Here is a 22,918-nt window from a genome sequence, read left to right on the forward strand (position 1 = left end):
CCATGGGCCTAAAAGTAATCATAACAGGAGCCACAGGTATGGTGGGAAAGGGTGTCTTACTCGAATGTCTCGATCATCAGATTATAAATCATGTCTTGGTAATTGGGAGAACACCTACGGGCCTTGATCATCCCAAACTGAAGGAATTGATTCATACTGACTTTTTGGACTTTGGTAACGTCGAGCACGAACTAACCGGATATGACGCCTGCTACTTGTGTATGGGAGTCAGTGCTGGCGGACTGAAAGAAGAAAAATACAAGGAACTAACTTACGATTTTACGCTTATTTTGGCTAAAACTCTATTGGCACAGAATCCCGAAATGACCTGCATCTACGTTTCTGGAGAGGGTACAGATTCTTCCGAGAAAGGCAGAACTATGTGGGCCAGGGTTAAGGGAAAGACTGAAAATGACCTACTTGGCCTGGGGTTTAAGCAGGCCTTCATGTTCAGACCCGGAGCGATTATTCCTCTTCGAGGCATCAAATCTAAAACCAAAGTGTATCAGTTTATGTATGATTACTTCATGTGGTTGGTCAAACTCATGAAGCTACTCGCCCCAAACAGTGTGGTGAACACCACGCAAATTGGTCAGGCAATGATCAACGCAACATTAAGGGGTTATGATGAAAAGATCATCAGACCAAAGGGCATCCTTGAACTTTCGAAAAGCTAAACAACCTTTTTGGTTAATAGTCACATATTTCTAGCGGTGAAATATTTTAAACTGTAACGAAAATTGTAAAATGTAGTACTCAATGAGACGAAAAGTAGCTAAATATTTATTGGTTTCAGTCCTCCTGTTCTTCATGATCATCTCGACGGGACTTGTCTATTTTTTCTATGCCAACGATGCGCCTATTACCAAAGGACAAATATCCTACGGTGTAACCTACAAAGGCGATCTCTCACTGGATATATATCACCCGACCAAGCTTGTTCATGAAAAATCTCCGGTGGTACTTTTCGTTCATGGTGGTGCATGGATTGCCGGAAGAAAGGAGTCCATGAACACCAATCGTGTCAATGGGGCGGTTAATCAACTGCGGGACCATGGATATACCATAATCAGTATCGAATACACACTGGCCAGGAACGGCAAATCTCCTTTTCCCACCTGTATTGCCGACGGATTTGATGCCATCCAATGGATTAGTGATCGTGCAGATAGCCTCAACCTAGATCTGGACTACTTTGGCATTATGGGTGAGTCGGCAGGTGCTCACATCGCCATGATGAATGTGTTTTCGAATCCATCAGACTTTGGCTTGACCCACGAAAAAACGGCACTTGACTACGTTGTCGACATATACGGGCCAAACGATTTGTATAAACTTTATCGTTCTGAAAGTTTGGATAGCCTAATGGCCATGATCAAAGAGCTCCCCAAGCCTATCAATCAACATTTGAATCTGGCCAACAAGGTATTTGGCTTTGATCCGGAAGAGGATTTAGAGAAAACCAAAACTGTCGCCGATCTTTATTCTCCGGTGACGTATCTAAAGAAGAACTTGCCTCCGGTGCTTATCATTCATGGCAATAAGGATCAGATTGTCCCGCTCGACCAGTCTACTTCATTGAAACTGCTGTTGGATAGCCTGGAAGTCGAAAACGAAATGCACATTCTGGAGCATACCAACCATGCATTCATTGGAGCAGATGATTCTCAAAAATCGGACGTCCAGGATTGGATTTTCAATTTCATTGAAAACCAGCGGATAGAACTACGAAAAGATGCCTCGATTATCAACTAATTAGCATAAAGAATCAAGGTTTAAAGATTCAGCTATTAACTTTGTCTTTTTTTATAAATAGACTGTCTCCAATGAAAATATATCCCAGTAATCCATGGCATAAAGTAACCGTAGGTGATCATACTCCTGATATTGTCAATGGTATCATAGAAATCCCTCAAAACACTCGGGCCAAGTATGAGCTGGACAAAGAATCTGGCCTTCTGATGATGGACCGTGTATTGTACTCAGCCATGTACTACCCAGCCAACTATGGTTTTATACCACAAACCTATTGTGATGATAAGGATCCCCTGGATATCGTGGTGCTTTCTCAAATCAATATTGTACCCTTGTGCATTGTTTCTGCCAAGGTCATCGGGGTGATGCGCATGCTGGATGGTGGTGAAGCGGATGATAAAATTATTGCTGTAGCCGAGAATGACATGAGTGTGAATCACATCAACGACATTTCAGAACTGCCAGATCATTTTCGTAAGGAGTTGAAAAACTTCTTCGAAGACTACAAGAAGCTGGAGCACAAGACGGTAGAGGTAGAAGAGTTTCAAAATGCCTCCACGGCGAAAGAAATTATCCTCAAGAGCATGGAGGATTACAAAAAACTAATGTCTCAATATACCGACTAAACCGTGACCGAAATCCTACTCCCAACACTAGCCGCCCTGATTGGCACCGCCTTCGGCGGGCTCATCACTTACTTTACCCAGCGACAACAACTCAGCCATAATCTACAAATCTTAAAGGAAACCTATAAGACGGATTTCATGGCAGAAGAGACTGCCAAGCATTTCTTGAGTCATAAGAGTCATATCGACCACTCGTTTGACGTACTTCAAAAGCACCTGGGTGGATTCGAAGATGACGAGCTTCGCAAAATCCTGGTTCGTGCCGGAGCCATCCGTGTCTATAGAGAAGACGGCTCAGAATGGTGGCGTCTACTTTCTCGAATGGATGAGTATATTGACCGCAAAAAGAATGGGAGATGAGATGTACACCCTACGCCAGATCGGTCAACTCAAATCCCAGGACTCTTATTACATAGCATCAAGAAGCAAAACCTTAATCTAAATTTTGCGTGAAGTGTTGATAATGAATGCAAAAAGAGCCCTCCTGTACTTCATATTATTTACTGTTTTTTCTTGCTCAGAAGATTCAAAAGATTTAGAACCTGACGAGCCTGCAGACGATATTTTTGTGCTTCCCCTGGTTGTACATGTACTTCATCAAGGAGAGCCAATTGGTGAAGGCACAAACCTTTCAGATGAACGTATTAAAAGGCAAATAGAGATCATTAATGAAGATTTTAAAAGAAAAACCAACACCCCGGGCTTCAACAATCATCCCGATGGTGGAGATTCAAAAATAGCCTTTGTTCTAGCCAAACAAGATCCTGAAGGAAATCCCACGACTGGCATCATAAGGGTAAAATATGGAGTGGATGAAATCCCGGACGATGTGCCCAAATTTGAATTTGAGCAATATGCATATTTGAGCTATTGGAAATCCGAAAATTACATCAATATTTGGGTGGTACCCTACCCGGACAACTTCGCAAACGTTTTGCTAGGGAAAGCTACAGGTCCTGATTCTAATCTTCCTGGTGATGATCTGTTTCAAAAGCCTCTTCCAGGAGGTGCCGAGGGAATTATTATCAACTGGGCTCATTTTGGCGAATCAAAAATAGAGGGTGGACATCATTTAGGTCGGACCCTTACACATGAGTTGGGGCACTATTTGGGCCTTCTACACACTTGGGGAAATAGAGTGTGTGAAAGCAATGACTATTGTGAAGATACTCCAGCCGTAGATCATGAGGTAACAAAAGAAGAGTCCTACTTGGGCTGTAACGGGGAAGAAGTTATGATTGCCAATTATATGAACTATACGCCTGATTATGTAATGAACGTATTTACGAATGACCAGATCGAACGAATACACTACGTTTTGGAAAAAAGTCCCAGGAGGACTTCTCTTTTGACTTCTCCCGGATTGGAAAACTCTCAGTAAACTTATTTCTTTTAGCAATTGACTGTGCCTAGATCTGGAGAGGTTCATCTTAAACCCTGCCTCTACTTTTTGCGGTATCCTCTTCAAAATGACTAGTCATCCAAAGGATTGAGTGCCCAATCAAAATGCTTATTGACTATTTCTTGTTTATTCGCTTCCATAAATTTGATAAGTCCCTGGTGTGCCGGAGTCAGCTCTTTGTCCTTTAGGTAAGCCAGATTCCAATTGGTAATAATTGGCAATCCCTTGAGTGGATAGATCCGGATTTCCTCTCTTTTCAAGGCAGTCCTTAATCCTATCAACGGAACTATCGATAATCCTATTCCTGCATTAATTGCCTGTTTGATCGCTTCATTAGAAACCAACTCCATGGATTTCCCCACAACTATTTTATTTTCATCAATGTATTGCTCCATGGCCTTTCGCGTGGCAGAACCCTGTTCTCTGTAGAGCAATGTGACTTTTCCGAGATCTTTTGGCTTTTTAACTCTATTCAAAAATTCGCTGTGGCCGACCAGATACAATCTATTTTCCATCAACTCAACTTTATCGATTTTGACTGCCTCGGGTAGCACCGATACAAGTGAAAAGTCAGATTCATTTTTGATCAGTCCATCTACTACCTTGTTTTTATTGGACACGTCAATAGATATATCCACTCCAGGGTGTAGATCCATAAAGGGTTTAAGAAAATAGGGAATCACGTACTTTCCTGTAGAGACCACTGAGATCCTAATTTTGCCAGTAAGTAAACCCTTATATTGATCAATAGTGTATTTGATCCCCTCTGCTTCTTCGAGAATCCTACGACTTCGTCTTGCTATTTCTTCTCCAAAATCTGTGACGTAGAGTTGCCTTCCAACGACCTCGGTTAATGGAATTTCGAACTGGTCTTGTAATTTTTTCAACTGGATTGAAACAGCCGGCTGAGTCAAATGCAGCTCTTCGGAAGCCTTAGTAATACTCTGACAATCAGCCACTTTCAGAAATACCTTAAGTTGATGAAAAGTATAATGCATAACTATTAGTTAATGATTTACATAAAAATATTAAATAAAAACTTATGAATACAAATATCTAGCTTCGCTTCGAGATCAACAAACAAAAACGTCATGAAAGTATTAACTAAACCATTAGAACAAGAGCAAAAAAGTGCAAATCATTTTGAGGTATTCTCGGATACCCAAACAGCGGAGGAACTTTCCATCAGATTAAAATCATCTCATGACCATCCCAGTCCCATGCCTGCACAATTGAAAAATGATGTACGGAAAAATGCATCTTCACTGTATGAGCTGCTTGATAGCACAATAAAAAGTAAAGGAGAAAGCTTATCAAAAAAAGAGTGGGTCGAAGGCCATACCCTTGAGGTAGAAGGACTGTCACAAATGACCTTGCACAGTTTCATATTGCAAGCTGAAAAATTGGGAAAAAGAATTCAATACACGAAAACCCTTACTGTGAAAATCACGGACTGACGGACATGGATTTGCAAACACTCATTGAGAATATCACCAATCCAGCCCTACTATTTTTTCTACTGGGAATCATTGCGGTTCAGATCAAAAGCGATCTTCATATACCTGAAAACAGTTCGAAGTTTATTTCAATTTATCTGCTGCTTTCTATCGGTTTTAAAGGAGGACAAGAGCTTTCCCATAGTGGTATGAATTCAGAAGTCGTTTATAGCCTGGGACTTGGATTGTTCTTGGCGGCTTTGATACCCATAGCCTCTTTTTTACTGCTACGCAGAAAAATGAGCATTGAGAATGCGGGTGCCATCGCGGCTTCTTACGGATCTGTGAGTGCAGTGACCTTTGTCACTGCCACTTCTTTTCTGGACTTTGAAACAATTAGTTTCAGCGGCCATATGATTGCCGTAATGGCCATTATGGAGGCTCCGGCCATTATCGTTGGTGTCCTTCTGGTTAATTATTTTAGAAGCGGTACCGAAAAGGGCAATTCTTGCCTGACCAACATTTTGAGACACTCGGTCACCAATGGCAGCGTACTGTTAATACTGGGCAGTTTGGTTATCGGCTACATGGCCTCAGCAGAGCAAGCACACGGGATCAAACCCTTCACAACAGATATTTTCAAAGGCTTTTTAGCAGTGTTTCTATTGGACATGGGACTTACTAGCGGCAAGCAATTATCAAGTATAATGGATAAGGGCTTGTATCCCTTTCTTTTTTCAAGTCTTATGCCTTTTATCAATGGCCTTCTTGCCTTAATGATAAGCATGCTGGTTACCAATGAGATTGGTAACCAGCTTTTATTCGCCATCCTGGGTGCCAGTGCTTCCTACATAGCTGTGCCGGCAGCTATGAAGCAGGCCATTCCGGAAGCCAATCCCGGGCTATATCTGCCCATGGCTTTGGGTATCACCTTTCCAATCAATGTGATGATAGGGATACCTTTCTATTATTCAATTATTGCTATGAATTCCTAATGTAAAATAAAATGAAAAAGGTAAGAACATTATTCATTGGTCTGTTGCTTGGTGGAGGTATAGGCATTACCGCAAGCATCGAGATAGCACCCATCTTCGGTCATGAAGAAAGCTGGTTTCTTATTGAAGTAGGATTGAAAATCGGAGCTGCGTTAGGTATGGCTATTGCGAGCTTTGCTCTTCTTGCCGATGCCATTCATTCAAGAGCCTAACCAAAAAATTAAAGGCAATGTTTGAGGTTTAATTAGTTTCAAGTGGGGTGCCGCCAAACGGTGGTGCCCTCACTTGTTCTGAATTCAGCTTGTCCTGCCAAAGTACTTGTGATCTGGAGTTCTGAATCCTGAAATAGCTGTCATTTTGGCTTACTATAGACAATGGTGAAATTTTTGTATCTCCACCTCTCAAAAAGATACTATGAAAACATTCGCAATCATTCTATCCATCCTAGGTCTTTCCATTCTAGGTTATATGATTATCAAAGGGGGAAATGCAGACACTACGCAGTCTGCCATTTATATGCACCCCAGTAATTTTGATAAAGCTCCAATCGAACAGGTGGAGCAAATGAAGGAAAGCCTAGATGCCGATATTCCTAAACTAGAAGAATTGCAAAAAGAACTCAATCAGGAAGGCAAGAACTGACCTATTCGCTAGTTCGGGATTTGCTATAATCTTCTATCAGCTTCGTTTATGGCCAGGTCATTGATACTTGCAAACCTTTTTCTCATCAGGCCATTTTCATCAAACTCCCAATTTTCATTACCATAAGCTCGAAACCATTGCCCTTCTTTGTTGTGAAATTCATATTCAAAACGAACGGCTATTCGATTATCCGCAAAAGTCCAGAGTTCCTTTTTGAGTTTGTAGTCTAACTCTTTTTGCCATTTTTCCTTCAAAAAAGACTTTACCTCTTCACGACCGTTGATGAAAAGGTCTCTATTTCTCCATTCGGTATCTACTGTATACGCCAAAGAAACCTTTTCCGGATTCTTGGTATTCCAGGCGTCTTCCGCCATTTGCACTTTTTGCTTGGCGGTTTCTAAATTGAATGGTGGTAATGGGTGTTTTTGTTCCATGATAGTTATACGTTTTCTAATGAGGTTAGAAGTTGATTCTAACATGTAGATCCAATACTAACACAAGCACAACATCAAATTTTCATGACAGTGCTACACTAACGAACAACATTTGCGCTGAGAAGTTCAAAACTTATCAAAAACAATAAATCTTTTTTTGCAACAAAAGAATTGGCTGCTCCACCTAAAACTGCGTATCGAATTTCGCTTCAAACTGCTTGGGGATTTCGTCCTTTGCCTCGCCCAAGTTTTGTCTTAAATCAATTTCAATTCCTCTGGCGATGGTAGAAATGGGTACATCATTGGCCGTGCCTTCAAAAGGATTCTCCCCAGTTCGTCCTATTCTTTCCATGGTGTGAAAAACCCAAGCTACTATGGTATAAAAAGGAATGGAAAACCAAATGAACAACTTGCTAATCCAGGGATAGCCAGTTGCAAGTTCATGGCCAATTTCCAAAAACTGCGGCACCATGGCAAGTGGCAAAAGCAATACAAATATCCACATGAAGAAGTGATTCAATGTAGCAAAATGCCTGGGATAAGGAAAATTCTTGATCCTCTCACTCTTACCCTGATGCGTGAAAAGGTCTTTTAGCATACCCTCTAATTCCAGAAAGGAAAATTCCCATATTGCACCTTTTTCTTTCAGTTGTTGGAGATGGGCAGATTGCATATACAAAAGCGCCGTGGGCTTATTGTCTTTTGTTAGAATCTCTTTGTATTCTTCTTCAGAAATATAGGGCTTCAAATCCTCCTCAAGCGTCGTATCCCATTCTGGAGGGCTGGCCCATTCTTGATTTGTTTTATGCTGCACAGCGGTTTCCCACGGTTTGGACTGTCTCATTGCATGTCGTAAGGCAGTCATCCATGCAATGTGTCTATAGGTGAGTGATTTGATCGCTCCCTGTAATTCTTCTTTGCTCATGGGCTGATCGGTATATTCATTGTTGATCACAGCTTGGACGAACATACCAAAAGTTCTTGAGGTATTCACGATGGCTCCCCAAATTTGACGTGCTTCCCAAATTCTGCCATAGGATGCATTGTTTTGAAAACCAATGACAAAAGCCACGGCAGTACCAATCAAGGCTAACGGTGTCCATGGAATTTTTAGCCACGTCAAATCGAAAAAATGGTAAGCACTCACCCATGCCGTAATAATCCCCACAAAGAAAATGGACTCGAAACGAGTCCACCACGCCATTTGAACTGTTGAATATGTCTTTTTTAGATACATGCCTGTCTGCAGTTTTATTTGTATTTAAAAGTAAGGTTTTTGCTTTACTAATACTCATTTTTGATGATCACATCATTAAAGAATAGAGAATTTATAACGTTGGCCAGGAGAGTTAATTCAAAAAAACTGAAACCACGCCTCCGGTTCTTACGATTATGAGTGCAGTACAACTGCTAACTTATGATCAAAAGAACAAAATGGTTTGAAAGAAAATTTCCTACCATAGAAGACAGCTCCCTTTTACTAGGCATCATCGAGAGGCTCGAGGGAACAGGACTCCGTATCGAGCACAAACTAAACAACAGCGCCAACTCTTATCTCCAATCTTCGGCCAATCACAAATGGTCCATCAAAAAGGAAATCGGTCACCTGGGTGATCTTGAGCCGTTGTGGCTACAGCGCGTCCGGCAAATCAGAGCAGGAGAAGCCGACCTGAAAGAGGCAGATCTAACCAACAAAAAGACGGAAGACGCCGAGCACGATGCCAGAAGGGTCAAAGACCTTGTTGCCGATTTTACACAACAGCGAAAAAAGCTCATTGAAGAATTGCGCTCTTGTACAGCTTCTGAGCTCAAGCATGAATCCAAACATCCCCGACTAGGTACACCAATGAAGCTTGTTGACTTGGCTTACTTCGTAGCAGAACACGATGATCATCACCTGGTAACCATTCATGATATGCTAGCAGAACAATAAGCACTAAACTCTCTCAACAATGACTTGCAACAAGACTAATAACCTCATAGGCTGGACGCTTTTCTTAGTATGTACCAGTCTTTACTTACTCACACTGGAATCCACCGCTTCGTTTTGGGATAGTGGCGAGTACATCGCGGCCAGCTATAAATTGGAAATTCCCCATCCTCCGGGGGCTCCTCTGTTCTTGTTGATTGGAAGGTTGTGGAGCCTTATGGCGCTTGGTCAGGTAGAATGGGTAGCTTTTGCGGTGAATGCTTTGAGTGCGGTGACCAGTGGGCTGGCAGTGATGTTCTTGTATTGGAGCATTGTCATGATAGCAGAGAAGTTGATGAATAAATTCTCTGACAAACCTTCATCTCTATTGCTCATGTCCAGTGGCTTGATTGGTGCGTTATCTTTTGCTTTTTCAGATTCATTTTGGACCTCTGCTACAGAGACTGAGCTATACGCTTTTTCTATATTTTTAACGGCCCTGGTGTTCTGGACTATCTTGAAATGGGAACGCAAAGAAGATGCTTCAGAGCAAAACCGCTGGTTGATCCTGATTGCCTACCTCATGGGCCTTTCTGTGGGTGTGCATTTGCTTAATTTGCTGGCCATTCCGGCACTTGGGCTGGTGTATTACTTCAAAAAATATAAAAAGACCTCCCTTCTTGGCGGAACTGTTGCACTTGCCCTTTCAGGACTATTGCTGATTGGCATTCTCTATGGATTAGTCTCAGGGGCTAATCTGGCCAAAAACCTAGAGGTCCTTTTTGTAAACAGCTGGGGACTCCCCTTCGGATCCGGTGCATTGACCCTGCTTCTTATGATAGTAGGGCTCTGGATTTACGCTATTAGCTACACCCAAAAAAGAGTTTGGGCGAATGCCAACACTTTGATTTTGGCGATCGGATTCATCATAATCGGCTATTCGTCATACACAGTGGTGTTGGTTCGGGCCAGTAACAATCCTCCAATCAATCAAAACAACCCGAGGAATCTGTTGGGCCTTATTTATTATCTCAATATGGAGCAATACGGTACACGTCCCTTGCTCTATGGAAAATACTATGACGCACCCGTTGTAGATCAAAAACAGGGCAAGCCGTTTTATGAGGTTGGCGAAGACAAATACAAGATCAAAGATCACAAAATGGAATATGTCTACAGAGACAGCGATCAAATGATTTTACCCAGACTACATAGCAGCAGCATGCCACAACATGCTCCGGCTTATCGCAGAATAACTGGATTGAAAAAGGGTGAAAAACCAAGTTTTGCGGATAACATAGGTTATCTATTTTCCCATCAGATCGGGCACATGTATGCTCGCTATTTTCTTTGGAACTTTGTGGGAAAATCGGGTGGAACCGAAGGTGCACCATCATTGGGACTGGTCAATGCGTTTGAACGCTTGCCTGAAGCATTGTCAAAAGACACCGCCCGCAACAACTACTACATGCTTCCGCTGTTTTTGGGACTTGCGGGTCTTTTTCTTTTAATGAGAAAAGATAAAAAACAGCTGTATGTAACTGGCATGCTCTTTTTGATGACTGGCGTGGCTATAGTGGTTTATATCAATGCGCCACCAGTAGAACCTAGAGAAAGGGACTACATCTATGTGGGTTCCTATTATGCTTTTTGCATATGGATCGGATTGGGCGTGATCAGCATTTTCAATGCTTTGAAATCCATTCCAAAGTTGAACCTAAAGAGATCTTTGGTCTTAGCCACTTTGGTATCCTTACTGGTCCCGGGGATTTTGTTGTTTGAAAACCTTGACGATCATGACAGGAGCCATCGGTATTTGAGTGTTGACCAGGCCAGAATGATGCTGGCTTCTTGTGATGAAGATGCCATCCTGTTTACCGGCGGTGACAATGACACCTTCCCGCTTTGGTATGTTCAGGAAGTAGAAGGGTTTCGAACAGATGTACGCGTCATTGTGATGAGTTATGCAAATGCAGACTGGTATGTCAATCAGTTTTACCGAAAGGTGAATGAATCCGAATCACTCCCACTTTCGCTCACCCAAGCCAACTACAAGCAAGGAGGCCTAAACGACTACTTGCCGCTAGTCCCCAACCCAAAAATAAAGGGAGCCATAAGTGCTCGTCAATATTTGGGACTTCTCAAAAAAGAAAGCAAGGCCCTTCAGGCAACTGCCGGCTGGTCAGATCTTAACACGACTCCATCGGACAGTTTTTATATAAAAACTAATCTTGCCCAAGTACAGGACAAAATCCCTAAGCAATTTCACGGCCTTATGACCGATAAGTTAGAAATTAAGCTCAAAGGCAGAGCGTTGGAGAAAAAGGATTTAGTGATCCTGGATTTGATAGATTCCAACAGATGGAAGCGCCCCATTTATTTCAACTACACCTCGCTTAATAGTGTAAATTTTGATTTGAAGAAGCATATGGTACAGGAGGGAAGTGCGTATCAATTGCTTCCTGTAGTGAACCCTGACGACGATAGTTTGCTGGTAGATGAAGAAAAAATGTTTGATCGCCTGGTAACGAATGGGCTGTGGCGCGATTATAAGCAAGAAACACCCCTATATAACGATTATTATAGAGGCATGCTGATGAACCAGCGACACCAGTATAATGAATTGGCCCAAAACCTTCTAGACACCGGAAAGGTTGAAAAGGCTAAAAAAACAATCAAATATGCGCTAGAGGTCTTTCCCGAAATGATGGCTCCTTACGATCTTTCGCATATCGTCACCACCGATTTGTTATTACAGGTCCATGAATTGCCTCTGGCCAATCACATTGCAGACACTCTGGCAGGTGAGTCAGAAGACTACCTGGCATATGCCATGAAGAATGAGCACAATGATTCTCAACAAATCAGAAAGAGCCTCTACACCTTGCGCGAATTAGCTCTCATTTACCACAGAAATGGTCACCCAGACAGGAGTGCAGCCTATGCCAAAGTTTTCGAAAAGTATGTTGCGGAATTGAATGGCTAATAATCCTCGCAGCAAGCTGGCGGGGAATTAACTTTCGAATTGGCTCATATCTTCAAGAAAGGTCGGGGAATTAAACCCAATGGCTATTGTCTTGTGATTAAAAAATATACCAGTTGGTATATTTTTTAATCTTTTTTGATTACCATTGCATTGCTATGCTGACAAAAGCCGAAAAAACGAAGCAGTTCATTATTGAAAAGGTTGGCCCCTATTTCAACAAACACGGGTATACCGGTACCAGCATGTCGGATATTACCAAAGCCACAGGCCTCACAAAGGGAGCCATATATGGCAATTTCAAAGACAAAGAAGAACTCGCGCTTCAGGCCTTTAACTACAATATCCGTAGAGCTATGGGAAGGCTCAGAGAACGGATGACCATGGACGCCGACGGTATGACCAAACTGAAGGAAATTACGGCATTCTTCAGGATTTATCACAAAAACGAAAAGCTCTATGGAGGATGTCCAATGCTAAATGTGGGCATTGATTCCATGAATCACAACAATACCCTGTACAAAAGAGTGGTAGATGTGATGAACAAACTCATCCAAAGCATTGCTGACATTATAGATCAGGCCAAAGACGAAGGCTCTGTCAAACGCGAGATAGATGCTCAGAAATATGCGAACAAAATTTATGCACAAATACAAGGAGGTGTTTTTATCGCCAACATGCTGAATGATGAAAGTCACTTGGCTGAATTAATGAACCATGTTGATCACATGATCGATTCCGAAATGAAGAGTTAAAAAAATTTAACCTAAAATATACCGATTGGTATAATAAATTATAAAACTATGAAAAAAATCATCCAAACTTACTTTAGAATGACCTCGGCAGTTGCTCCACGTTTTGCAGGGAACCAAGCCTTCGAATTATTCCAACGACCACTAAACAAAAAGGTAAGAGCCAAAGAACTCTCTTTTTACAAAGTCGCGAAATCTTTCACCATCAAGCATTATCTAGAGGATATACAATGCTATGAATTAGGCAATGCCGATGGCCCTATGGTTTTGATGGTTCATGGATGGGAATCAAATGCTGCAAGCATGTCTGCCATCGCTTTAAGACTAGCAGAAAGAGGTCATCACGTCATCCTTTTTAATCTACCCGCCCATGGCTTTTCCAAATTGAAAAAGGTAAACCTCAAAATCTGTAAAGAGGTGTTTTTGGAAGTGATTAATCACCTCAATCCCAAACAACCGTTTTCTATCGTGGCTCATTCGTTTGGGTCCGCTGTGACTGCCTACGCCCTATCAAAAACAACTTATCAGGTAAACCAGCTGATTTTTCTGACTAGTCCAAACCAGATTACTCAAATTTTTGAAGACTTCTCCAATTTCGTAGGACTCAATAAAAAAGCACATCAGCAGCTCTGCAAGCGAGCTGAAAATATCCTTCGCGAACCACTAGATGACATTAGGGTGGACGGTCTGAGCGACAAACTACAATACAATAGTCTTCTGCTCATTCATGATGCACATGACCGAATAATCCCTAAAACCAATTCCATTGACATCTACAATCAATGGCCTAAATCAGAGCTCCTGCTGCTTGAGAAAACCGGCCACTATAAGATGCTTTGGGATGAAAAGGTGATTAATCGCGTGACTAGTGAACTTCAGTCAAAGGGGCCAAACAAAAGCGATAAAAGCCTTTATGCACTGGCTTTTTAGGAAAAATTCCCGGATTTATTTCCAGTCACTCTATTAGAAGGTCTAAGGTTCATTCGGATGGAGTGAGATTTTATATACATCTGATTAAACTAATGATTCAAAAAGGGGTCAGGATTTTGTACAGACTTAGTTAGTTTATATATTGTGGCAGAATAATCCAATAAACATGCTTGCTTTCACAAAATCAGCTACCCAAATATTCCTTGTCTGTATTCTCTTTGCTATAGATGCGCTGGCTCAGCAGCCTGAGTTCAACAAGCTCTTCACCGAGCTAGAATCCGTAGTGGGCAAGGTTGAAACCAGCAAGTATACTTACGAACCACAATTGCTCTTTGAGCATACCAGTGTTATCAAATACAGCTATACCAAGACAAGCACCAAAGGCACGGCCAATTCCTATGCTTATGAGTTGAATATTGCTGATATAGACCCATACACCGTCAGAGAAAGTACTGAACGGGATTTGATTGTAGTTAATTTGAAAATCAAGAACAGTCAGGACTTAATCAAAACCTTTCAAGACCAGGAGGTAAAGTCCTACACTGAAGAACTTCAAATTGTGGCATCCAATATCGATAATGCGCGAAAAATTCGTCAGATCATTGAAAAAGCCATTCCGATTGCTGAAAAAATCATGCTCAACAAACTGAGTCTCAAAAACTATGAAGAAATGCTTTCATGGCTGGAAACCAACGTAAAAGATGCCATCTATTCGGACGAGTCTTATGCGCAGTCACTCCAACGCGATGCTGCCTATGCGGGGAAAGTAAAACTTAGCATTGTCGAAACAGGCAGATCTTCCAAGCAGGCTGACTATTCTTTTAACCTGGCCGACATCAATGTGAATACGGTGAGATTCGATATCAGCGGCTCGGAATTTGGGTTAGAGTTTGAGACCAAAAGGAAAAACAACCTGATCAAATTCAGTCAGGATGGGCTTTCCAAGCCCTTCATCAACGATATCGTGATTAAAACAAATAATGTAGAAGAGGCCAGAGATCTGCAGACCGTGCTTACTCTTATCATTCCTGAGGCCGAAGCGCAGGTGGAGTCTTCGTTCCCGGTTTTCAAAACCAAATCCGATGCCCTGGCAGCGGTAAGCGCAGGGACCAAAACACTGGCATACGGAGATAACACCTACGAACAATCCTTCAATGCAGATTGCCTGGCAGAATACGCGATCACGCAAATTTCAGAAAGTAAATCTGAAAAAAAACAACACGTTTTCAATTGGATTGACATCAATGACAAGGTAATCGACTATGACATTAGTGGCTCCAAAATGTATATCGAACTCATTACCAATAAAAAACAAAAGCTTATGAAGGTCTATGACAATGGCGAATTGCTACCTTACGACGAGTCATTCAAACTCTATTGCGAAGACGCTGAAAATGCCAGGCGACAGCAATATGCCATCAAAAAATCGATCGAATTGTGCAGAAAGAGTTATCGACCACTCGTACCAAATGATGGGCTAAAAGCTAAGGTCAACTGGCTAACCGGAGCTGTAAAAGATGTAAGAGAAGGAGGCGATACGTATAGCCAGAGTTTGGCTTTAGTCGACAAAGGAAATCTTGAAAAGTTCAAATTCACCAAGATAGAAATAGACGAGAAGGGCAGCAAGGAGCTTATTTATGAATTAAACTTTGCCGATCTCAACGAGCGAAACATTGATTTTGACGTCTCAGGGAGGTCCATTTCCGTAAAGCTGGAAACCAACTTCAAAGAAAAAATAATCAAATACTACAAGGATGGCGAAATTCAGAATTATGAAAATGAATTCACCATTCATACCAATGACGTCGAGGAGTCCAGAAACCTGATCCGAGCTTTGGTGGATATTGTGACCCTAGCGAAGGGGAAGTAGTTATTCTGAGATAATTTCTTCTTCGTCTGGCAGATTGGTAGAAGCCACCGCATCAACTTTCCAACCCTCGTCCGTTTTTTTATACACCGCCAGCCACGAAAATTCGGTCTTTCCTCGCATCCATTGGTTGGAGTCATTTTGGTACCGAACCACCACCTCCTTATTTACTATGGAATAAGCCATACTTCCATCATCGGAAAACCGAATCACCGGCTCGGCCAAATCATCCCATTTTTCGAATTCTACGTTTCCGAAATAACCTTGAAATCGCTTAATCGATGCTTCTTTCGTAGGTTTACTGATTTTGCCTCGGTTTACAGACATGAATTCGTCTGTCATCAAGGCTACGAATTCCTCGGGCATTTCTTCGACATGATATTCGCGCTGCTTGTTATGCAATTCCATCACTTCTTTTCTGGCTGCTTCGAGATCAACTGATTGAGTACAAGCGCATAGAACAGCAGAAAGGATGAATGTTATTGTGTAGTTCATATCCTTTTTGACTTAAAAATATCTGCTAAAAAAATGATCTCAATTATTTTTAGACATACAGCCATTTACAATGATCAAACATCCATCTGTACTAATTGTGCTCTCGACTTTTCACGGTTCGTTTCTCCCATTTCCTCTTCTCTGCGGCAAGTTTTTTCTTTTGCTTCTCTTCTATTTCCAGATTCATCAAGACCTCTACATCTGGCTGGCCAGCGTCTACCCAGCACGTAAACCATATGTCCCCTACCATCTTAATACTTGCCCTCATTCTACGCTCTACCATTCCGTCCAGCATCTGATTGTATGCCTGTGAATACTTCTGTGAATAAACTTTGATGGTTGAATTGCCGCGCTGCTCATAGGAATACTTCTTACTTTCCGGAAAGCGCTGCGAAAGCTCTTTTTCAAAGGACAGAACCGAGTCCATGGCTAAATGTGCGGCAGTAACTGCCGCCCAGGCTCGCTCCTGAACGTTTTCTACATATTCGGCCTTGCCTACAAAAAAATCATAATCGTCTGAGTACAATTCAGGCAGTCGTGACTCCCAGAAACCATGGATTCCATACTGACCGGTCAACTGTCCGTTGTAATTTTCTGTGGTATGAAGAGGGACATTCGAATCGCCAATATAATGTCCAATATCTGCAGAATATCTCAGTATTCGATCCAGGTCGCGTTCTTCAAAGGCCTTGGTCAATTGATATTTCATGAGTGTAATATGCCAGGGCACAATACCGTAAGCTTGTAAAGTATCTTCTGTATATTTCTCCACTGCATCAAACCAGTTGTGTGGTACGACCTGCAACGCACTATCTCCATAGATGTCAAGGTCAATGTAGTGCCTGGGGGCTTCATTGTCTACGGCATATCTCCGTTGGTCAGGATTAATGGCATTTTCCGTTAAATACACGATGTGCTTTTTATAAAAACCCATGAGCTCCGGAGGAATAGTAAACACGGCTAATCTGTTAATTCTGCGATGCGCAAAGAAACCCCAGCGATAGGATGAAAGTCCCAAACTGACAACAACCAGAAGAAGTATGATGATCTGCTTTTTCAAGGTAAAGAATTGGTTATTCTAGTTTTAGCTAAAATAAAGAGACTTTAATAGTAAAATTATTTCCTGAGCTATTAATTTTCAGTCTTGAATGCAAGCATTACCTATGAAGCTCAAACCCGTCTTTTTATTCCTAATCGGCTCGTCTATCCTCTTCTCTTCCTGTGCAACATTAAAGGGTAAATACCGCCGAGATCTGCTGAACAAAAGCCTGGTCGGTTCTCCCTTGTTCAACAGTCACTTTACCGGATTTGCGCTCTACGATCCGGAAGATAGTACCTATCTCTATAAATTGAATGACGATAAATATTTCACTCCAGCCTCTAATACCAAGTTGCTGACCTTCTATGCAGGACTGACCATGATGAGGGATTCGATACCTGGCCTCAGGTATAAGGTCATAAACGATTCCTTATTCTTTACTGGTACAGGTGACCCTACTTTCCTGCATCCTGACTTTGAGGAACAGCCAATCCTGGAAATGCTACAAGACACTTCCTATAGTTTGCACTATGTCAAGCCTGATTTCAACGATGATCAATTTGCTCCGGGCTGGTCGTGGGAAGATTATGAATACTACTTTCAGCCCGAACGCTCAGCTTTTCCTATCTATGGAAATACCATTCGATACGCGTACGACTCAATCAAAGATTCTTTTGCCGTGGAACCCAGGTTCTTTTCAGCCTTTGCTGAAACCAGAACAATAGACTCAGAAAAAAAGAGTCCGTATCGACTAAAGAACACAAATATTTTCAGCTTCGCTCCTGATACCGCCAGAAGTAACTATAAAAACAGCGTACCATTCAAAACTTCGGATGAGTTGACCATTGCCTTGCTGGAAGATACTTTGAAACGTAAAGTAAATTGGGCAAAAGGCTTCAATTTCAACAGTTCTCAATTGACCTATAGCCGCCCTTCTGCACAGTTATTCGCTCTTATGCTCAAGCGGAGTGACAATCTTGCCGCCGAACACATCCTTTATCTCTGCGCAAGTGAAATGAATCTGCCATTAAACGCTGAAGCTGTGATACGGTATGCACAAGAACATAACCTCAAGATTTACCCCAAACCGCCTGTCTGGAAAGATGGCAGTGGTTTATCCCGATACAACCTGATGACTCCACGTGGCATGATTGAGGTGCTCAATCACATATCTACTAAGGTGTCAATCAATGAAATGAAACAACTCCTATCCATTGGTGGAGTTGATGGCACACTCAAAGACTGGTACAAGCCACGAGAAGGAGAAAGTCCCTACGTTTTTGCCAAAACTGGTACATTGAGCAATAACCATAACCTGACTGGAATTATCCAAACACAATCCGGCAAACATTTGTTTTTCAGTTTTATGAACAATAACTATCCAACAGGCTCACGACCGGTAAAATTTGAAATGGAAAAGGTGATGCGGCTGATTTATGAGCGGTATTGAAATGACCAAATACTTCAAGGCTGTCCTCCTAATTGTATTCCGCAAAACTTGTCGATTCAGCCCAAGTAATTCAATAGGATATCTATTACAAGCCTGCACTTCCTTTTTTAAAAATATTTCCTTCCTTTTTCCAGGTAATGCTGGTTTTTTTCTCCTTTCTTATATGACAGAACCTCTATTCAAATATTTCAATTTTGAAAAGTAATAAATTCATAAAGAAGGACGACCTCATCATTTTTCTCTTTTTTTTATCCGGAGGGGTAAGCCTATTGTATGAAATTGTGTGGGCCAAGCAACTCCAGTTTTTGTTTGGTTCTTCTATTTACTCTATTAGTACAATTCTTAGTAGTTTTTTTAGTGGGATGGCCTTGGGGAGTTACTTACTTGGCAAATGGGAAACCAAAATAAAACCTATCTTCATTTACGCAGGGATTGAAATGGTCATTGGAATCTACTGCCTGATATCCTTTTTTCTTACTGGGTTGATAGACCATATTTATCTAACCTTAGTGCCCCACCTTACTGGCTCCAACTCGATTTCATCCCTGATCATCAAGTTTCTTTTGTCGTTTGGCATTCTGATCATACCTACCACTTTGATGGGTGGTACTTTGCCTGTACTAAGCAGGCACATTCGTACGACAACGACGAACAAAGGAAGCAAAATCGGAAAATTATATGGAGCCAATACCTTCGGAGCTGTTACAGGTGCTGGCCTAACCGGCTTTTTTTTAATTGAAAAATATGGGCTATCCATGACGGCGGTCATTGGGGCCTGCCTAAGTATTGGCATCGGATTAACCGCCTATTTATATGGGAAACTTAAAGGACCGGATTCAGTACAACCCGAAATAAAGTTCTTACAAACAAGTAACTCCGCATCCAAACAATGCCTGGTTGCCTATACCATTTCAGGGTTTTGCGCAATCGCCTATGAGGTTTTGTGGACCCGATCTTTGCTTCAGAACTTGCCTAGTTCCACTTATACATTTTCATTGATTTTAATACTTTACCTACTGGGAATTGCTCTGGGAAGCATCATTACCGGCTGGTTTACAACCAAAATGAAATCTCCTCCGCTTTGGTTTGCACTCATTCAAATTTCTCTTGCTGTAAGTATATTTTGCTCGTTAAAATTATCTGAAAGTGCTTTTTTTCTTGATAGCGTAGTTGATGGCAATTGGTTTAGCTATCTGGCGGCCATGGGGTTGAAAACCGGAGCTTTGGTATTTGTGCCTTCTGGATTGATGGGCAGCCTGTTTCCGGTCATGATACAATGGTATAGAGGCAAATCAAAGGATATTGGAGATGCCGTAGGTAAGATTTATAGCATGAACACCGTAGGTGGTATACTCGGGTCATTTTGTGCTGGTTTTTTATTAATTCCATTTTTGGGCCTATCCAAAAGCCTTGTTGTCCTGGCAACAATCAACCTCATGCTGGGCATATTCTTTATCAAAGAATCGAACGTAGTCAGGTCTCGTCAGAAATGGAAATACGGTGTAGTGTCTGCTCTTATAATTACAGTTTTTATCGGCTACGGAGTATCTGGAAAATTGCTCGAATCATATGTGCCTCAAGGGTATAAACAGCTGTTTTATAAAGAGGGGGTCAGTGCAAACGTTGGTGTGTACCAAAGCATCGTACGCGGAAGGGAAGATGTGAAAATATTAAAAGTAAATGGAGTCTACCAATCTGGCGGAACGGATGAGCACGCCATGCTGGTTCAACGCCGACAGGGACACTTGCCCATGCTACTGCATGAGCGGCCAGACTCTGTGCTTGTCATAGGCCTTGCCACCGGAATTACGTTATCCGCGATTGCTGAGCACAAAAAAGTAAAGCATATCGATTGCATCGAAATTGTACCTTCTCAACTCGAAGCAGCCTTGCAATTCAAACAAGAAAATCAAGAAATCATCTCCGATCCGCGATTGAATATCATCATTGATGACGGTAGAAGTTATGTCAAAACAAGTGCTGTAAAGTACAAGGTAATAGTTGGGGATATGTTTCAAATGAGTAGTGCCGGCACATCTGCCATGTATGCTCTTGAGCATGTACAAGCTTGCAAAAACCACCTGGCAAAAGACGGAATAATGGTACAATATATTCCATTACAACAAGTCTCCGAAAACGACCTCAAGAGTATTCTTAAAAGCTTCACTACCGTATTCCCATTTGTGCAGCTTTGGATTTCCGACACTTTTGGGCAAAAGCCAGTATTGGCCATAGCTGCTGCTTCCAGCATGATTCGACTGAACATAGGTCAAATTAAAAATAGGATAGAAAATAGCGGTGCTAAAACTTTAGGCAGTGTCGGCTACGACAACCCGTATTTGCTTATAGGCCAATGTGCTTTGCAATCTGAAATGGTCAAAAAATATGTAGGAGATGCCTCTTTAATTACATTAGATCATCAGCATATTGAGTTTTCGACACCACGGGTATTGATAGAAGCAAGGGGCGCAAATGTGCGATCTATCATGTCAAATATTCTTGGCAACATAAAGCCCTTAAGGGTTGAGATCCCAAATGACAATTTTCAGGAGACCTTAACAGAACTGAATGCTCATGTACAAGCAAATAAAAACAATGCCATTGCAGAATTGGCTTTAACTACGCAAAACTGGTCAGCGGCTGAAAAGTTACTTAATGTGTCCATTGAAAAAATACCGAACCACTTTGATACTCGCAGAATCCTGGGACGTATCCAGGTATTTGTTGCCATCGATTTACTTAAACAAAAAGAGATCAAAAAAGCGACCCACAGGCTAAATAGAGCTAAAGAACTAGGAATAAAGGATGTATTGGTCACCCAACTACTAGAAGCCTCAAAAAAGCCTGCCAATAGATAATATACACGGCCATTGGAGAGTTTATTCAATCATTTAGTATCTCATTGACAATGAAATCCATCACCTAGGGCAAGGATTCGTTCATTTGAGAATTTTAGGTATAGAACTTCCTGCTTTTGGGAAAAGGTGAAAAAAGCAAACAACGCCGTAAGATCGAAGCGTAGCGAGATGTCTCTATAGGCATCACAGTGCGTTGAGTACATCTCTCATAGGGTGTAAATTGAGGCGTCTTGTTTCATTTAAACCATCCCGTATTTTAGTTAGAAACTAATTCTATTACCATCCAGTTGCCCTTTAAAAAACCGTCCATTCTCCCAAAACAAAATCTCTCCATATTTCCCTTTTTTTATGCTGGAATCCACGCTATATATCAGCCCGTCATAGTGTGACATGACACTTTCCATCGAGGTGTGCCCTACCACAATATTTTTCACCTGCATCTTACTCAGGATTTCCTTCGCTGTTTGTTTGGTAAAGGTCGAGTCCCGGAAGTACCCTCTGTACCAGATTGGCCCATTGGATTTGACCATGAATTTCAAAGTCTCTTTATTCATGATAGCCTCTTTTTCCTGATCAATAATCTCTTCATGAAACAGCTGGTTTGCCAATTGAATATCAAACTTACCTTCAGCAAACTCCGGTGAAAATCCGGCGTGCGCAAAAGCTATGTCATTGATCGTAATAGCCACAGGTTTGGTTCGGAGCCATTGACCGAGAAGGGTATTGACTCCAAATAGCTGATCGTAAGTCATGCCCATTTCTTTAGAAACCAATTCATATTTCTCACTTATATACCGTAGATCACCCTTCAATACCATGATTTCATGGTTTCCTAAGAGGTAATGGACTCTTCCCCCGGCTTTTATAGCTTGTTGCTCGAGTTTGTACAAAAACCAAAGCGTTTCAGTTACCTTATCTCCCCGGTCAAATACATCTCCCACAATGACGAAATGACCATCTGCATAAATCCAATTTCTCTTTTCATCAATTACGTTGTGAGCTTGCATCAATTGGATAAACAGATCATGCTGACCATGTATATCACTTAGGATTGCTATTTTGGATACTTCCGTAAAGTTTTGTTCGTCATCTATTACCGAAGCCGTATCAAGTCTTAAATATTTCGATTCGAAATCTTCGCAGGTCTCAATTTTCAATTTTTTAAAGTCATCATTGAGATATGTTTTCTCCACCAACTGCCCTTCTTCAATCCATTTGACCACTGTTTTATTTTTGTCGTAAAAGACATAAGGGCAATCATTGATTTGGGCCTTTAAAAGAGAATTACAAAGGCATAAAATTGCTATTAGGGTACAAAAAATTGAATTCATAACGGTGTTTGTTT

The 22,918-nt window shown here is 41.6% G+C and carries 22 protein-coding genes; 16 read left to right on the forward strand and 6 right to left on the reverse strand.

The genetic code is table 11. From position 1 onward, the window contains the following. Positions 1–2: 2 nt before the first annotated feature. The 5 genes from ABJD64_RS08005 (at position 3) to ABJD64_RS08025 (ending at position 3,762) form a co-directional block, all read left to right on the forward strand. Positions 3–677 carry an NAD-dependent epimerase/dehydratase family protein gene (locus ABJD64_RS08005; protein ID WP_348180252.1) on the forward strand — a complete coding sequence of 225 codons (675 nt, stop codon included), beginning with the start codon at positions 3–5 and terminating at the stop codon, positions 675–677. An 82-nt stretch (positions 678–759) separates the two neighbouring features. Next, the gene (locus ABJD64_RS08010; RefSeq protein WP_348180253.1) at positions 760–1,755 is read left to right on the forward strand and encodes an alpha/beta hydrolase; all 996 of its coding nucleotides are present in this window, start codon (positions 760–762) and stop codon (positions 1,753–1,755) included. 71 nt (positions 1,756–1,826) lie between these two features. Beyond that, positions 1,827–2,381 carry an inorganic diphosphatase gene (locus ABJD64_RS08015; RefSeq protein ID WP_348180254.1) on the forward strand — a complete coding sequence of 185 codons (555 nt, stop codon included), beginning with the start codon at positions 1,827–1,829 and terminating at the stop codon, positions 2,379–2,381. 3 nt (positions 2,382–2,384) lie between these two features. Next, positions 2,385–2,741 (forward strand): hypothetical protein, encoded by a 357-nt coding sequence (locus tag ABJD64_RS08020; protein ID WP_348180255.1) that lies wholly within the window; start codon positions 2,385–2,387, stop codon positions 2,739–2,741. 103 nt (positions 2,742–2,844) lie between these two features. Beyond that, a complete protein-coding gene (locus ABJD64_RS08025; RefSeq protein ID WP_348180256.1) occupies positions 2,845–3,762 on the forward strand; it encodes a M43 family zinc metalloprotease in 918 nt (305 codons plus the stop codon). Between the two features lie 92 nt (positions 3,763–3,854). Here ABJD64_RS08025 and ABJD64_RS08030 read toward each other — a convergent pair whose 3' ends face one another. Then, the gene (locus ABJD64_RS08030) at positions 3,855–4,781 is read right to left on the reverse strand and encodes a LysR family transcriptional regulator (protein WP_348180257.1); all 927 of its coding nucleotides are present in this window, start codon (positions 4,779–4,781) and stop codon (positions 3,855–3,857) included. A gap of 93 nt (positions 4,782–4,874) precedes the next feature. Here ABJD64_RS08030 and ABJD64_RS08035 point away from each other — a divergent pair, with 93 nt between their 5' ends. The 4 genes from ABJD64_RS08035 to ABJD64_RS08050 all read left to right on the forward strand — a co-directional run bounded on the left by ABJD64_RS08035 (position 4,875) and on the right by ABJD64_RS08050 (position 6,856). After that, positions 4,875–5,240 carry a hypothetical protein gene (locus ABJD64_RS08035; RefSeq protein ID WP_348180258.1) on the forward strand — a complete coding sequence of 122 codons (366 nt, stop codon included), beginning with the start codon at positions 4,875–4,877 and terminating at the stop codon, positions 5,238–5,240. 5 nt (positions 5,241–5,245) lie between these two features. Next, positions 5,246–6,214, forward strand: a complete 969-nt coding sequence (locus ABJD64_RS08040) for a sodium-dependent bicarbonate transport family permease (protein WP_348180259.1) — start codon at positions 5,246–5,248, stop codon at positions 6,212–6,214. Positions 6,215–6,225: 11 nt separating this feature from the next. After that, positions 6,226–6,426 carry a hypothetical protein gene (locus ABJD64_RS08045; protein WP_348180260.1) on the forward strand — a complete coding sequence of 67 codons (201 nt, stop codon included), beginning with the start codon at positions 6,226–6,228 and terminating at the stop codon, positions 6,424–6,426. A 202-nt stretch (positions 6,427–6,628) separates the two neighbouring features. Next, on the forward strand, positions 6,629–6,856 hold the full coding sequence (locus tag ABJD64_RS08050; protein ID WP_348180261.1) for a hypothetical protein: 228 nt from the start codon (positions 6,629–6,631) through the stop codon (positions 6,854–6,856). Between the two features lie 23 nt (positions 6,857–6,879). On the opposite strand, the gene ABJD64_RS08055 is transcribed toward ABJD64_RS08050, so the two are convergent. Both ABJD64_RS08055 and ABJD64_RS08060 read right to left on the reverse strand, forming a co-directional pair. Then, complete coding sequence (locus ABJD64_RS08055; RefSeq protein ID WP_348180262.1) at positions 6,880–7,290, reverse strand: nuclear transport factor 2 family protein; 411 nt, start codon at positions 7,288–7,290, stop codon at positions 6,880–6,882. 184 nt (positions 7,291–7,474) lie between these two features. Beyond that, positions 7,475–8,527, reverse strand: a complete 1,053-nt coding sequence (locus ABJD64_RS08060) for a bestrophin family ion channel (protein WP_348180263.1) — start codon at positions 8,525–8,527, stop codon at positions 7,475–7,477. A gap of 180 nt (positions 8,528–8,707) precedes the next feature. Between ABJD64_RS08060 and ABJD64_RS08065 the strand changes: the two genes are divergently transcribed. The 5 genes from ABJD64_RS08065 (at position 8,708) to ABJD64_RS08085 (ending at position 15,734) form a co-directional block, all read left to right on the forward strand. Further along, complete coding sequence (locus ABJD64_RS08065; protein ID WP_348180264.1) at positions 8,708–9,223, forward strand: DinB family protein; 516 nt, start codon at positions 8,708–8,710, stop codon at positions 9,221–9,223. Between the two features lie 19 nt (positions 9,224–9,242). Then, the gene (locus ABJD64_RS08070) at positions 9,243–12,185 is read left to right on the forward strand and encodes a DUF2723 domain-containing protein (protein ID WP_348180265.1); all 2,943 of its coding nucleotides are present in this window, start codon (positions 9,243–9,245) and stop codon (positions 12,183–12,185) included. 155 nt (positions 12,186–12,340) lie between these two features. Continuing rightward, on the forward strand, positions 12,341–12,937 hold the full coding sequence (locus ABJD64_RS08075; protein ID WP_348180267.1) for a TetR/AcrR family transcriptional regulator: 597 nt from the start codon (positions 12,341–12,343) through the stop codon (positions 12,935–12,937). Between the two features lie 48 nt (positions 12,938–12,985). After that, positions 12,986–13,864: an alpha/beta hydrolase gene (locus ABJD64_RS08080; protein WP_348180269.1), complete on the forward strand. Its 879-nt coding sequence runs from the start codon at positions 12,986–12,988 to the stop codon at positions 13,862–13,864. Between the two features lie 166 nt (positions 13,865–14,030). Then, positions 14,031–15,734 carry a hypothetical protein gene (locus ABJD64_RS08085; RefSeq protein ID WP_348180271.1) on the forward strand — a complete coding sequence of 568 codons (1,704 nt, stop codon included), beginning with the start codon at positions 14,031–14,033 and terminating at the stop codon, positions 15,732–15,734. Here ABJD64_RS08085 and ABJD64_RS08090 read toward each other — a convergent pair whose 3' ends face one another. Beyond that, positions 15,735–16,226 carry a hypothetical protein gene (locus tag ABJD64_RS08090; protein ID WP_348180273.1) on the reverse strand — a complete coding sequence of 164 codons (492 nt, stop codon included), beginning with the start codon at positions 16,224–16,226 and terminating at the stop codon, positions 15,735–15,737. Positions 16,227–16,317: 91 nt separating this feature from the next. Then, positions 16,318–17,286 (reverse strand): zinc dependent phospholipase C family protein, encoded by a 969-nt coding sequence (locus ABJD64_RS08095; RefSeq protein WP_348180274.1) that lies wholly within the window; start codon positions 17,284–17,286, stop codon positions 16,318–16,320. 88 nt (positions 17,287–17,374) lie between these two features. Between ABJD64_RS08095 and ABJD64_RS08100 the strand changes: the two genes are divergently transcribed. Together ABJD64_RS08100 and ABJD64_RS08105 are read left to right on the forward strand one after the other, a co-directional pair. Beyond that, positions 17,375–18,715, forward strand: coding sequence for a D-alanyl-D-alanine carboxypeptidase (locus ABJD64_RS08100; RefSeq protein ID WP_348180276.1), 1,341 nt, complete (start codon positions 17,375–17,377; stop codon positions 18,713–18,715). A gap of 194 nt (positions 18,716–18,909) precedes the next feature. Further along, positions 18,910–21,573 carry a fused MFS/spermidine synthase gene (locus tag ABJD64_RS08105; protein WP_348180277.1) on the forward strand — a complete coding sequence of 888 codons (2,664 nt, stop codon included), beginning with the start codon at positions 18,910–18,912 and terminating at the stop codon, positions 21,571–21,573. A 260-nt stretch (positions 21,574–21,833) separates the two neighbouring features. On the opposite strand, the gene ABJD64_RS08110 is transcribed toward ABJD64_RS08105, so the two are convergent. Beyond that, entirely contained in the window at positions 21,834–22,904 is a 1,071-nt protein-coding gene (locus ABJD64_RS08110) for a metallophosphoesterase (protein WP_348180279.1), read from the reverse strand. Positions 22,905–22,918 lie beyond the last annotated feature (14 nt).

It is taken from the genome of Reichenbachiella sp. (assembly GCF_039944555.1).
Lineage (GTDB): Bacteria > Bacteroidota > Bacteroidia > Cytophagales > Cyclobacteriaceae > Reichenbachiella.

What these genes read in the sequence shown, in the direction of transcription:
- ABJD64_RS08005 (WP_348180252.1), top strand. Translation starts at nt 3, where the DNA reads ATGGGCCTAAAAGTAATCATAACAGGAGCCACAGGTATGGTGGGAAAG.
- ABJD64_RS08010 (WP_348180253.1), top strand. Translation starts at nt 760, where the DNA reads ATGAGACGAAAAGTAGCTAAATATTTATTGGTTTCAGTCCTCCTGTTC.
- ABJD64_RS08015 (WP_348180254.1), top strand. Translation starts at nt 1,827, where the DNA reads ATGAAAATATATCCCAGTAATCCATGGCATAAAGTAACCGTAGGTGAT.
- ABJD64_RS08025 (WP_348180256.1), top strand. Translation starts at nt 2,845, where the DNA reads ATGAATGCAAAAAGAGCCCTCCTGTACTTCATATTATTTACTGTTTTT.
- ABJD64_RS08030 (WP_348180257.1), bottom strand. Translation starts at nt 4,781, where the DNA reads ATGCATTATACTTTTCATCAACTTAAGGTATTTCTGAAAGTGGCTGAT.
- ABJD64_RS08035 (WP_348180258.1), top strand. Translation starts at nt 4,875, where the DNA reads ATGAAAGTATTAACTAAACCATTAGAACAAGAGCAAAAAAGTGCAAAT.
- ABJD64_RS08040 (WP_348180259.1), top strand. Translation starts at nt 5,246, where the DNA reads ATGGATTTGCAAACACTCATTGAGAATATCACCAATCCAGCCCTACTA.
- ABJD64_RS08045 (WP_348180260.1), top strand. Translation starts at nt 6,226, where the DNA reads ATGAAAAAGGTAAGAACATTATTCATTGGTCTGTTGCTTGGTGGAGGT.
- ABJD64_RS08050 (WP_348180261.1), top strand. Translation starts at nt 6,629, where the DNA reads ATGAAAACATTCGCAATCATTCTATCCATCCTAGGTCTTTCCATTCTA.
- ABJD64_RS08055 (WP_348180262.1), bottom strand. Translation starts at nt 7,290, where the DNA reads ATGGAACAAAAACACCCATTACCACCATTCAATTTAGAAACCGCCAAG.
- ABJD64_RS08060 (WP_348180263.1), bottom strand. Translation starts at nt 8,527, where the DNA reads ATGTATCTAAAAAAGACATATTCAACAGTTCAAATGGCGTGGTGGACT.
- ABJD64_RS08065 (WP_348180264.1), top strand. Translation starts at nt 8,708, where the DNA reads ATGATCAAAAGAACAAAATGGTTTGAAAGAAAATTTCCTACCATAGAA.
- ABJD64_RS08070 (WP_348180265.1), top strand. Translation starts at nt 9,243, where the DNA reads ATGACTTGCAACAAGACTAATAACCTCATAGGCTGGACGCTTTTCTTA.
- ABJD64_RS08075 (WP_348180267.1), top strand. Translation starts at nt 12,341, where the DNA reads ATGCTGACAAAAGCCGAAAAAACGAAGCAGTTCATTATTGAAAAGGTT.
- ABJD64_RS08080 (WP_348180269.1), top strand. Translation starts at nt 12,986, where the DNA reads ATGAAAAAAATCATCCAAACTTACTTTAGAATGACCTCGGCAGTTGCT.
- ABJD64_RS08085 (WP_348180271.1), top strand. Translation starts at nt 14,031, where the DNA reads ATGCTTGCTTTCACAAAATCAGCTACCCAAATATTCCTTGTCTGTATT.
- ABJD64_RS08090 (WP_348180273.1), bottom strand. Translation starts at nt 16,226, where the DNA reads ATGAACTACACAATAACATTCATCCTTTCTGCTGTTCTATGCGCTTGT.
- ABJD64_RS08100 (WP_348180276.1), top strand. Translation starts at nt 17,375, where the DNA reads ATGCAAGCATTACCTATGAAGCTCAAACCCGTCTTTTTATTCCTAATC.
- ABJD64_RS08110 (WP_348180279.1), bottom strand. Translation starts at nt 22,904, where the DNA reads ATGAATTCAATTTTTTGTACCCTAATAGCAATTTTATGCCTTTGTAAT.